This window comes from Kitasatospora sp. NPDC032757, from assembly GCF_055579305.1.
In genome coordinates this window covers 111296-122991 of sequence record NZ_JBVINN010000027.1, presented here as the reverse complement: position 1 = coordinate 122991, position 11696 = coordinate 111296, and the positions used below count along the sequence as shown (strand labels likewise).

Below are 11696 nucleotides of genomic sequence, written 5' to 3'. Positions count from 1 at the left end.
CCCCCCCCCCCCCCCCCCCCCCCCCCCCCCCCCCCCCCCCCCCCCCCCCCCCCCCCCCCCCCCCCCCCCCCCCCCCCCCCCCCCCCCCCCCCACCGCCGGATCGGTCAAACGCTCACCAGGTCAGCCGGCCCCGGACGGATCGTGGCCGGTGCCATCGGGCTGGTCGGCAGGGTCGGCAGGGTTGCCGTGATCGCCGTGCCCGGTGTGGTCGGCGCCGCCCGTGATCACCCCGCCGAGCTTCGCGTGCACGAGGTCCGCCGTGGTGTCGGACAGGACGACCACCCACCGGTCACCCACCAGGTACGACCCTCCGTACGCCTCGGCCTCCGACGTCCAGGCCGTCTGGGCCCCGGAGGTCGGGAAGGTGGCGATCCAGACCTCGTCGTCGCCGAGGGTGCACAGCCCCTGGCGGAGGTCGGTGGTGTCGGCGGTGATGTCGGCCGCACAGCCGATCCGCCGGGCCAGGTCCTCCACCGAGGCCCGCACGGCGTCGGCCGACGCCCGCGGAGGGGCGAACAACCCTCCTGGACCGCCGACCAGTTCGACGACACCCAGGACGAGCAGGACGGTCAGCGCGAGCCACTGGAGGGTGCGACGGACGGTCCTCCGTGGCCGGACGGCCGCCACGGTGGGGTCCCCGGCGGTCACTTGCCGGTCACCGGCTTCCCGGCGGGGTTGATGGCCGACCACAGGTTGTCCTTGCCGTTCCCGTTGGCATCACCGGGGGCGTTGTCGCCCGCGTAGGTGTAGACGGGCTTGCAGTTGACGGACAGCTGCCACGTCCCGTCGGCGCGCTGCATCTTGCCGATCAGCTTCGGGTCGACGCCCTTGACCTGGCTCGGGTCGACGGCGGGCGCCGGCTTCCAGGTCATCGCGCACTGGCCCTCGCAGAGCGAACGCATCGGCCAGGACGGGTCCTTGGCGTACTGGTACAGCGTCATGCCGTTCGCGTCCACCACGATCGAACCGAGCTGCGGGTTGGAGGTCACCGAGACCTGGGCCCCGCCCGGGGCCGGCTGCGCCGGCTGGGGCTTCGGCGCCGCACCGGTCGGCGTCTCCGACGGGTAGGCCGACGCACCGGTGGCCGCGGTGGCACCGGTGGCCGCGGCGGCCGCCTTCTTGCCGTCGGGCGCCACGGCGAACCAGGTGCCGCCGACGCCCTGGCCCTTGGTGTCGCCGGGCGCGGTGTCCTGCGCGTAGCGGTAGACCGGCCAGCCGCCCAGCGTCAGCTGCTTCGACCCGTCGGCCCGCGTGACCTCGCCGACCGCGCCGGCCTCGATCCCGCTCCCCGTGGTCGTGCTCTCCTTGGCGACCGGCGGCCAGGTCTTGGCACAGCCGTCGTTGCAGTTGGACATCGGGGGCTTGGCCATGTCCTTGTCGAACCGGTAGAGGGTGAAGCCCTGGCCGTCGGTGACCACCGTGCCGAGCGCGGCGTCGTTGCGCACGGTCAGCGCGCCCCCGGTCTGGCCCCCGCCCGCCGACGCCCCGCTGGGCCGGCTGCCGGCGGACGGCGATGCGCCGCCACCGCCGTAGGAGTCGTACGAGCCGTAGGATCCGCCGCCGGCCGGCGCGGCGTCCTGCGCGCCCACCAGCTGGCCCGACCCGGACGGCGTCTTGGCACTGCTGCTCATGTTGCCCCACAGGGCCATCACCACGAGCCCGACCAGCAGCAGGCAGAGCCCGACCAGTCCGTATCGCTTCGTCAACATGTTCCTTGCCTTTCCATCGGTGGAATCTGGCCTTCCGTGGATGTGCGCGTCCCCGGTGGCCCGGTCCGGCGTCGAACTCCGGACCGCGGACACGGGACGTGGGTTTCAGGGTCGATGGCCCTCCGGAATCTCTCGATCGGCCCGCCGCCCCGACGAGCACCCCGGGCCGCACGGGCCGCGCTCGGGAGGGGGCGGCAGCGCCCGGAGCCGCGCCGGCCTCACTGGATCCGCAGCGCGAGGGCGGGACAACGGTCGACGGCCCGCGCCGCCTGGGAGAGCAGCCTCGCGGGTACGGGCATCACGCCCGCGGCGGGGAACCCGTCCGCCCCCAGCCGGATGACGTCGGGCAGGACGCCGGTGCACAGGCCGTGGGCCTCGCAGAGCGTCCAGTCGACCACGATGGTGCCGGCGCTCTCCACCTCCGGCAGCGGCAGGACGCCCTGCGACGGCCGCCCGCACCCTCCCTGGTAGGAGTGCGCGGCCAGGTCGCCGTCGAACACGGCCAGGGACGAGGCCACGAAACGGGCGGCGGCGTCGGGGTGGCTGCACGCACCCCGCCCGGTGACCGCGCGCATCCCGGCCTGTACCCGGTCCAGTGCGCGCCGGCCACCGCCGCGCACCAGGTCCTCGAGCGACGCGGTCAGGTCGGGGAGCCCCAGGTAGCAGGGCCCGCACTGACCGGCCGTCTCGTCCGCCATCCAGCGGGAGATCCTGACGACCTCCCACAGCGGACAGGTCGTCTCCGGCAGCGGCAGGACGGCCCCGGCGCCCAGCGCTCCGCCGAGGCGCTGGAAGGACTGGCGGGACACCACGGCCGAGCGGGCGGCCTCGGGGGTCAGCCACTTCCCGTGGTAGCCGCCGACCAGGACCCCCTGTCCGACGTCCAGGCCGCACGCCGCCAGGACGGCCTCGAGCGGCACTCCGGTGGGGGTCTCCACCACGGTCGAGCCGGCGATCGTGAGCAGCACCGTGCCGGGTTCCTCGGGGGTTCCGATCTCCCGGTAGGGCAGCGCACCCCACCGGGCCGCCACGGCGAGCTGGGCGTACGTCTCGGCGTTGGACAGCAGCGTGGGGGCTCCCCCGACACCGCTGTCGCTGGTGCGCACGCCTCCTCCCCGGGGCAGGGCGATCCCGTTGGTGATGCCACGGGCGAGGGCGCTCCCCTCGCCTGTGACGAACCGTTCGGGCAGCCGCACCACCGTCACCGGCGGCTTCACCGACCGTCGTTCGGCCAGCGCCCGGCGCAGCGACTCCTCGGTGTCGGTCCGCGTGACGCCGATCGCGACCTGTTCCGCGCCGATCGCGGCGGCCGCGATCAGCGCACCGTCCACCACGAGGTGCGGGGTACGCAGGAGCAGCGTGGTGTCCTTCAGGCAACTCGGTTCTCCTTCCGTTCCGTTGACGACCACGACCGGCCTGGTACGGCGCCGGGCGACCGCCTTGCCGACCGCCCTGAGCTTCCGGGCGAAGGGGAATCCGGCGCCTCCCCGGCCGCGCAGGTCCACGTTCTCGGCCAGCTCGGCCAACTCCTCGGCACGCAGCGCCGGCAGCTGGCCGTGGACCACGAGGTGGGATCGGTAGTCGACCCGCTCCAGGCTCTCCAGGCCGGCGAACAGGACCGGCCGTCCGAACCAGATGACGGGTGGGGGGAAGCCGCTCACCCGTCCTGCCGCCGACGTCCGAGTCCGATGCCGGCCAGGCCCGGTCCGGCAGCCACGCCCCGGCCCACGGCCAGCCCCGGCCCGGCAGCCACGGCCTGCCCCACGGCCAGCCCCGGCCCGGCAGCCATGGTCTGCCCCGCGGCCACCGGAACGCGCGGGACGGCGGTCTCGGGGGCCGTGGCCACCGACACGCGCGGGACGGTGACGCCGGGGTCGCCGGCCTCCGGCGGACGGGGCCGGACGGGGGCCTGGCGCGGGCCGGAACGGTCCTGGAGGACCAGCCTGAGCGTGAGCGCGACGATCACACCCACGACGGCCACGCCGTACAGCAGCACCACCCAGGAGGGCGCGAGCCGACCCGATTGCAGCCCGTGGACCAGGCCCGCGCCCCACGCCGGGTACGAGCAGAGGTGGATGACCCTCCACCGGCGCGCGTCGCCCGAGCGGGCGAGCCTCCCGCGGGCCGCCCCGGCGAGCGCCACCGCGGGGAAGAGGTAGCCGGCGACGGTCCCCAGTCCGAGGACCAGCGGTCGGGCCGGGTCGGCGAACGGCACGAGGGCCGCGAGCCCGCCGATCTGTCCCACGATCAGCTTCATCCAGACGTGCAGGGCCAGGAAGACGACGCCGGCGACGCCCATCGCACGGTGGACGGTCTGCGCGACCAGCCGGTGGACCGGCCTCAGGATCAGCCGGTCGGTCGCCGCCAGCCCCCACAGGACCGCGGAGGTGAACGAGACGAGCGCGAGCACCCCGACGGCGTACGTCAGGTACGACTGCAGTCTGGGGTCGACCACGATGGCCGTCACGCCCAGGCCCGCCGCCAGCGGCGGCAGGAGCGACCACGGGCTCGGCCGCCTGCGACCGCCCTCCGCGGGCTGGTCGCCCTCGGCCGCCGCGCGCGCCCGGCCGGCCCGCTCGGCGCCCCGTGGCACCGGGCCGAACCGCCGTGACCGCCGCCTCTGCCCTCTCACCATTGCTGAGCCCTCCGGCCTCGTCCTGAACCTGCTGTCGAATCCGATGTCGGGATCCCGGCGCCGGCGGCGCGGGGATCGCGTCCGCTCCCCGGCCCCGGGCCGGGCCCGCCCGTTGCTCTCCGGGAGCCGGCCCCACGAGGTCCGGCCCGCAGGGCGGTGCGGCCCCGGAGGGGGCGGGTCACCCGCAGCGACGCCCCTGGTTGATGCAACCGACCATCTGGTCCAGCAGGCCCTTGTTCATGTTGTTGATGAAGTCACCGTGGTCGGTGATCGGGTTGTGCAGCTGCTCGGGGAAGCTGTCGACGGCGTACCGGACCCCGGCCGGCACGTCGTAGGCGACGCGCTCGACCAGTTGGGGGATCGCCTTGAAGTTCTTCGGGCACGCGCCCGAAGCGTTGGAGAAGGCGGTGTGGGTCCGGTGGTTGGCACTGTCGATGTTCCTGCCGTCCCAGCAGTCCGGGAACTTCAGCGTCCGGACGACCCTGCTCCCCTGCGGGCAGACCGGGTACTTGTCGACGACCTGGCGGTTCTCGAACCCGGTGCAGCTCCACGACGCCCGGACGTTCGCCGGCCCGTTGGTGAAGGCCTTGGCGTCACCGGTGATGATGCGCAGGAACCGGGCCATCGGCTGGACGGGGTTCCCGGTGCCCGAGGTGTACGTGATGTCCGCCTCGGCCGGGATGAGGATCCGTCCCACGTTCCGGTCCCGGCCGCCGCCGGGGGCCTTGGCGTCCTTCTCATCGGTGCCGTCGAAGACCCGCAGGACGGGCCAGTAGTACGCCGACTGGTCCCCGTTCGAGCAGGTGGTGCCCGCGGCGGCGAGCTTGGCGTTGGACGAGAACGCGTCCGTGGCCACGTTCCCCACGTAGTCGTGCATGTGGTGCGCCCCGTTGCTCACGCCAGGGGCGACGATCACGTTGTCGGGGTTGAGGTGGCGGTTCTCGTTGCGCCCGCACCGGGACGTGAAGGAGCCGGTGGCCGGCCCCTTCCGGACGGGCGCCGGGACGTTCGGGGAGACGCTGCGGATGTCGACGAACCCGCGTCTGGGGAGGGACTTCGCCTGCGCGGCCGCCCTGGTCCGGGCGACCGTCCCGCCCTCACCGTCCGCGCTGTACCCCTTGGCCGAGTCCTCGACCACCAGATCGTGCCTGATCACGCACCGCGCCATCCCCGAGAGGTCCTGGGGCAGGCCGGCGTCCGGGCCCGCGCTGCCCGACAGCTTCTTCAGGGTCTCCGCGCGCTTGTCGGCGAGGTCGCCCAGCACGCGGTCCTCGGTGTCGCCCGAGCCGGGCGCGGACAGCCGGTTGTACGCGTCCGCCACCTGGACGTCGAGCTCGGCGAGGTTCTTGTCCACTGCGTCCTGGGACGCCTCCGGCACGTCGTTCAGGGCCACCCCGGCGTCGGCGCAGGCGACGGTACCGACCTGCGGGGACGCCGCCGACGGCTCGCTCCAGGGGCGCTGGCCGGCGAAGGCCACCGCCGCGACCGTCCCCACCGCGCCGGTACCCAGGATCCCCGCCAACAGCAGGGCACCGGCCCTTCTCCTCGACGCACCACGTTTACGGGACTTCATGTTCGTCACACTCCTCGGACGTGATCAGGCCTGCCGGGCAGGCCGCGGACAGCCTTCCTCCGGGTGGTCGTCTAGCGGGTCGGTCCGGCGGGCGCCGGAGGGCGGCTCGCGGACGGCGCGCCCGAACCGGTCGGCAGCGGGGTGAGCTTGTCGAAATCGACGAGCCGGGTGTCCTCCAGGACGTTCATGTGGTCGAGCACCGTGTTGTTGGCCGTGTTCGCCAGGTCCCGGATCGTGGAGTTCTGGGTGCCGGCGCGCACCTGGGCCACGACCGCGAACACCTGCCCGTGGGCGCTGCGCAGGATGTTCGCGAAGAGTTCCTCGAACTCCCCGCCCTGCGCGGCGTCCAGCTGCTTGAGCCAGCCCTGCTGCTGTGCCGACGGCTCGCTGGGGACGTTCAGGTTCAGGGTTCGGGCGGCGGTCAACACCGCCTGGTCGAGGTCGGTGTGACCCTGGACCAGGTGTTGGCCGGCCACCTTGACCTCGGGGCTTGTGCTCTTCGCGAGGGCCATCCGGCCCGCCGGGATCTCCCACAGCCCGGCCAGACGCACCCGCTTGACGAAGTCACGGTCGACGGCGGTGAGCGGCCCGGTGGGTGTCTGCACGACTCCTTGGTCGTCGCTCACCGGGGCGCTGCGATAGGCACCGGCCGACTTCGCCACCGGGTACACCAGCGCCGTCGCGGTGAGGATCATCGCGACGATGATCAGGACGGTGGCGAACGACCTCGGAAGGCGGCTCACCAGGGGGAGTCCGTAGGCGGCCGCGGCCGTTCCCGCTGGGCGCTTCTTCCTCAACGATGACATGGGGCTCTTCCTCCCTTGCACCCGGAGGATCAGGGCCGCGCGGAACCCACGGGAACCGGTCCGGGTGGGCCTCGGTGGTCCGCGCGGTGATGACCCACGCGCAACGGTCCACGGACGGCGCGGCCGACGAGGGGATGACGCGGCAGCGCGGGGACGGCTGCCACGAGGGGATGACGCGGCAGCACGGGGACGGCTGCCACGAGGGGACGGCCCGGCTCCGAACGCGCGGCGCCGCCCTGAGAGGGACCGGGAGCGGGACCACCGACGGGACGGGACCACGGACGGCATCGCCGGCCGCATCACCGGCAGGTGCGGTCCGCCCCCGTGAGGGCGAGGACGGTCCCGGTGGCGGGCGCCCCGGGTGTCGTGCGTTGCCGGCGCGGGATCGGTCGGCGCCGGCGGGCGGGCTTCAGCGCCCCTTCGTCCGGACGTCCCACTGGGGTCCGGACGTCTGCAGCAGGGACAGCATCCCGGTTCTTCGGCGCAGCCGCGCGTACTCGGACGCCATGACCTGGATCTTCAACGCGAGCAGGAGCTCGAACCTGGCCCGGGGGTCGCGCAGACCACTGCCGAAGATCTTCTCCAGGTTGCGCAGCCGGTTCCGGACGGCCTGCGGGTGGATGCGGAGCAGGCGGGCGGCCGGGAGCGTGCCGCCGCCCTCCAGCCAGGCGAGCAGCGTCTCCTCCGTCCACTCCCGCTGCTGCGGTGTCATGCCGGCCAGGCGTCCGAGCCACTTGGCCGAGAGGTGGCCCGCCAGCAGCGGGTCCTGGAACAGCATGAGCGTCGCCAGGTTGTCCTCGACGAAGTGGATCCCGCCGGAGGCTCCCTGCGGCACCATCGTCAGCAGCTTGCGGGCCCAGCCGAGCGACACCACCGCGTCCTCGACCGGCACCACCGGGCCCACCACCGCGGTCCGGCCCTCCAGCCAGAGGGCGAGCACCCGGGGCATGCCCGGCAGCGGGTCGGGAATCAGCAGGTGGGACAGGGTTCCCTTGGTGCCGGCGGCGACCTCCGTTCCGGAGAGGCCCGGCGGCGGCGCCCCCGGCAACGAGTACAGCGCCACCGCCTGGACCGTGGTCGGCTCGCCGCGCCGCACCCGGCCGCCGTGGAGGCCCTGGCCGGTGCCGGGCCGTCCCGCCGTGCCGTCGCGGGCCGTCGCGCCGTTGCGGCCCTTCCCGCCGTTCCGACCCGCCGTGCCGTCGCGGCCGGCGGCGCCTCCACGGTTCACCGCATCGCCGCGGCTCACCGCGTCGCCGTGACCGGCGCGCCGGTGTTGCACCGGTTCCCGGCGGCCGACGGCCCCCGGCAGGACGAGATCACTCACCGCGCCCCCTTTCCCACGACGCCGAGACTCCCGCCGCCGGAACCTCCCGGGAGCCCGCCGACCCGGACGGCCCGGGCAGAACGCGGCCCGACGCGCGGCGACCCGGTGGCCGCCGCTGCGCCCGTGACCCTTTCCAGCACGAAGAGTTCGTACGGAGTCGGCACCGGCGACCTGCTGCCGGAGCATGCTTCCCGCATGGCGGCACCCCTCTCTCTCGAAACCCTCGGCCCCAACCGGGCCGGACACGTTTAGAGATGGGCCGCCGAAGGTTTCGTCCCGCCGCGTTATCGATCCGTTATCTTCCGCACAGCACCCGACACCCCGCAATCACCGCCGGAAGCGCACGCCACAAGGGCCGCAAGTGCACACACCAATGACCCGAAGGCCGTACGGAAAACAGCACTTGACACCACATCGCCCGCACGAATCCCTCACAGCCGCACCCGGCCGGACACTGCCGTCCCTTTTCGTGCACACCTGACACACCGTCACGTCACCGCGGTCGCAACCCGATTGACTTTGGTCAGCGGAGATCACCGCTGGATCACGGAGCGCCGCACTGCGCCCCGGAATCGACGAACGCCGGTCCGGCCCCCCGCGATTGTGCCGACCGAACAGGTATTCTCCCGGCTACTTGTAGGCTGTGGCCCCCACCAGGGCATGACAGGAACTGCGGCAGCCTGTCCCGCGGCCCTCAGGCCCGCAATGCCCTGCACCACATCCACGCGATCGGGGCCTTATGCGACTCAATCTGAACCAACTGGCGATCTTCGCGAAGGTCATCGAATGTGGTGGGTTCTCCGCGGCGGCCCAGGTGCTGTTCCTGAGCCAGTCCTCGGTCTCCAAACAGGTGCAGAACCTGGAGACGTCCCTGCGAACCGTCCTGGTCGACCGCTCGGGCCCGAAGATCCGTCCCACCCCGGCAGGCCGGGTCCTGCTCGCCCAGACCAAGGAGATGCTGGCGCTGGCCAACCACGCCGTCGGCGCGGTCCAGGCGGCCGCGCGCTGGCCGATCGAGCGCCTGGTGGTCGGCAGCACGAGCACGGTCGGCGACTACCTGCTGCCGGCGGTGATGCGGGAGCTGCGACGCCGCGAACCCGACGGGCTGTTCACCGTGGTCATCAACGGCCCCGACTGCCTGGCCGACGCGCTCGAACAGGGCCGGATCGGCGTCGGCGTGGCCGACGGCCCGCTCCCCCCGGGTCGCTACGAGTCGGAGCTGCTCGCCAGCGACGACATGGTGCTGATCTGCGCGTCCGACCACCCGCGGGCCGGGCAGGAGGTCACGCCGGCCGAGCTGTCCACCGAGTCCTTCCTCCTCCTCGAACCGGGTTCCCAGACCCGACGACAGCTGCTGGAGCTCCTGCACACCTGGGACCTCGTCGGCGCGCGCACCCTCGACCTGTGGGGAATGGAGAGCATCCGGGAGGCCGTCCGCATCGGCCTCGGCGTCAGCCTGGTCCCTCGACGCTCCGTCCGCTTCGAGCTCCTCCACGGCGTCCTCGCCGAACTCCGCGCCTGCCCCGGCCCGGCCCCCCGCACCGTCACCGCCAACTGGACCCTCGCCCGCCCCCTCTCCACCTACGAGGAACTCCTGCTCTCCCTCCTCCACGACGTGGCCGGCACTCCCACCACCCCCCGTCGCCCCGCCGAACTCATCACCGACTGACCCCCCACCGCCCCCGCCCCACCGCCCGCGGCTGCGCGCCCGGCCCGACGGACCCGCGAACAGCCGCAGCCGCAGCCGCGAGGGTGGAGCTACAGGTGCCGGCGGCAGGGGAGTCGGTGTTCAGCCGGGTGCTCTCAGCCAGGTGCTCGATGCGGCCGCCCCCGCCCCCGGCCGGGGCCCGGGCAGCCCCGCCCCGAAGGACAACAGTCTCGGCGGCCGGTCCGCTCCTGTCAGTCCGTATGGTTCCGGGTTCTGCGCCGCGCGCCGTGTGGCTACCGTCCCAACCGCCCGACACCTGGCGGTCCGGAACGGCCGCCGTCACGCGCCCCTCAGGAGGTCACGTTGACCGCGCACCACCCCACCCGTAGGAGCATCCTCAAGCGGCCCGCCATGATGCGGCCCGACGTCGACGGCGTCATCGACCGCCCGCGCACGGCGTGAGGGGCGCCCCGGTGTTCCCCTCCTCCTCCCGCCGCGCCGCCCGCCGCGCCTCGCGCCTGGCCCTGGCCGCGCTCACCCTGCTGCTGCCGGTCACCGTGCCATCCGCCCCCGCCGCGGCCGCCGGGTTCACGGCGTCCTGCCCGGCCGCCGGTTACATCTCCCAGGGCTACACCCCGGAGCACAACGGCATCGACATCGCCAACGACTACGGCTCCCCGATCCACGCGGTCGGCGACGGCGAGGTGCTGGTCTCCGGCCCGGCGCAGGGCTACGGCCAGTGGATCCGCATCCTGCACCCGGACGGGACCATCACCGAGTACGGGCACATGCGCGAGCGGGACGTCGCCACCGGCGACCATGTGACGGCCGGTCAACTGATCGCGCAGATGGGCAGCGAGGGCACCTCCAGCGGACCGCACCTGCACCTTCGGGTCTGGGCCGACCCGGACGCGACCGTGCGCACCGACCCGATCCCCTACCTCGCGGAGCGCGGCATCACCATGCCCTGCACTCCGGGAACCGGCCCCCACCCCGCCCCGCTGGTGCACCCTGCGCAGTCCGGCCGGGTGGTGTCCGCGCGTTCGGCGGACGGCCGGCTGGAGGTGTTCGCCGCCGGCGCGAACGGCGTCTCGCACGCCTGGCAGACCGCCGTGAGCGGCGCCTGGTCGGACTGGGAGTCCCTCGGCGGCCCCGGCGGCGCGAAGCTGGCCATCGGCCCGAACGCCGACGGCCGCCTCGAGATGTTCGCCATCAACGGCAACACCTTCCAGCACCGCTACCAACTCCAGCCCTCCGGCGCCTGGTCGGACTGGGAGACCTTCGGCGGCGGCGGCCACGACATCGCCGTCGGCTCCAACCAGGACGGCCGCCTCGAAGTCTTCGCCTCCGGCCCCGCCGGCCTCTTCCACAAGTACCAGACCGCCCCCAACAGCGGCTGGGCCGAATGGGAGCCCACCGGCGGCGGACCCACCGACAGCGAGATCGGACTCGGCAAGGCCCCCGACGGCCGCCTCGAAGTCTTCGCCCTCAACAACGGCACCTTCCAACACCAGTGGCAGACCGCCGTCAACGGCGCCTGGTCCGCCTGGGAGACCTTCGGCGGCGGCGGCCACGACCTCACCGTCAACCACAACCAGGACGGCCGACTCGAAGTCTTCGCCTCCGGCCCCATCGGCGTCTTCCACAAGTACCAGACCAGCCCGACCACCTGGTCCGACTGGGAAGCCACCGCCGGCCCCGCCGACTCCCAGCTCACCAGCCAGCCGACCGCGGACGGCCGCATCGAGGTGTTCGCCATCAACGGCAGCACCGCACAGCACACTTGGCAGACCAACCTGAACGCCCCGTACGGCCCGTGGGACACCTTCGGGGCCGCCGGTACCGAGATCGTCGCGGCGGCCAACGCCGACGGCCGGATCGAGGTGTTCGGCACCAGCAGCGCCGGCGTCCACCACAAGTGGCAGACCGGGTTCTCCACCTGGTCCGACTGGGCCTGGCTCAACACCACCGCCGGACCCGCCGTCCCCTGACCACACCGG

9 protein-coding genes are annotated in these 11696 nt (G+C 73.5%); 2 read left to right on the top strand and 7 right to left on the bottom strand.

Annotated elements, in window-relative coordinates; translation table 11 throughout:
- Positions 1-121: 121 nt before the first annotated feature.
- The 7 genes from ACZ5WK_RS26390 to ACZ5WK_RS26360 form a co-directional block, all read right to left on the bottom strand.
- Positions 122-649 carry a hypothetical protein gene (locus ACZ5WK_RS26390; protein ID WP_465550703.1) on the bottom strand — a complete coding sequence of 176 codons (528 nt, stop codon included), beginning with the start codon at positions 647-649 and terminating at the stop codon, positions 122-124.
- Positions 646-1710 carry an SCO0930 family lipoprotein gene (locus tag ACZ5WK_RS26385; RefSeq protein ID WP_465550701.1) on the bottom strand — a complete coding sequence of 355 codons (1065 nt, stop codon included), beginning with the start codon at positions 1708-1710 and terminating at the stop codon, positions 646-648. Before ACZ5WK_RS26385 ends, ACZ5WK_RS26390 begins: the two co-directional genes overlap by 4 nt.
- A 218-nt stretch (positions 1711-1928) precedes the next feature.
- Positions 1929-3371 carry an NADH-ubiquinone oxidoreductase-F iron-sulfur binding region domain-containing protein gene (locus ACZ5WK_RS26380; RefSeq protein ID WP_465550699.1) on the bottom strand — a complete coding sequence of 481 codons (1443 nt, stop codon included), beginning with the start codon at positions 3369-3371 and terminating at the stop codon, positions 1929-1931.
- Positions 3368-4303 (bottom strand): hypothetical protein, encoded by a 936-nt coding sequence (locus tag ACZ5WK_RS26375; RefSeq protein WP_465550697.1) that lies wholly within the window; start codon positions 4301-4303, stop codon positions 3368-3370. The genes ACZ5WK_RS26380 and ACZ5WK_RS26375 overlap by 4 nt, the downstream gene beginning before the upstream one ends.
- Positions 4304-4523: 220 nt before the next feature.
- On the bottom strand, positions 4524-5918 hold the full coding sequence (locus ACZ5WK_RS26370) for a DUF1996 domain-containing protein (protein WP_465550695.1): 1395 nt from the start codon (positions 5916-5918) through the stop codon (positions 4524-4526).
- A gap of 71 nt (positions 5919-5989) precedes the next feature.
- Complete coding sequence (locus ACZ5WK_RS26365; RefSeq protein WP_465550693.1) at positions 5990-6724, bottom strand: DUF4142 domain-containing protein; 735 nt, start codon at positions 6722-6724, stop codon at positions 5990-5992.
- Positions 6725-7133: 409 nt separating this feature from the next.
- Entirely contained in the window at positions 7134-8048 is a 915-nt protein-coding gene (locus ACZ5WK_RS26360) for a helix-turn-helix domain-containing protein (protein WP_465550691.1), read from the bottom strand.
- A gap of 739 nt (positions 8049-8787) precedes the next feature.
- On the opposite strand from ACZ5WK_RS26360, the gene ACZ5WK_RS26355 reads away from it, so the two are divergent.
- Together ACZ5WK_RS26355 and ACZ5WK_RS26350 are read left to right on the top strand one after the other, a co-directional pair.
- Positions 8788-9717 carry a LysR family transcriptional regulator gene (locus ACZ5WK_RS26355; RefSeq protein ID WP_465550689.1) on the top strand — a complete coding sequence of 310 codons (930 nt, stop codon included), beginning with the start codon at positions 8788-8790 and terminating at the stop codon, positions 9715-9717.
- Positions 9718-10169: 452 nt separating this feature from the next.
- Positions 10170-11687, top strand: coding sequence for a DUF8189 domain-containing protein (locus ACZ5WK_RS26350; RefSeq protein ID WP_465550687.1), 1518 nt, complete (start codon positions 10170-10172; stop codon positions 11685-11687).
- The last annotated feature ends 9 nt before the right edge of the window (positions 11688-11696 follow it).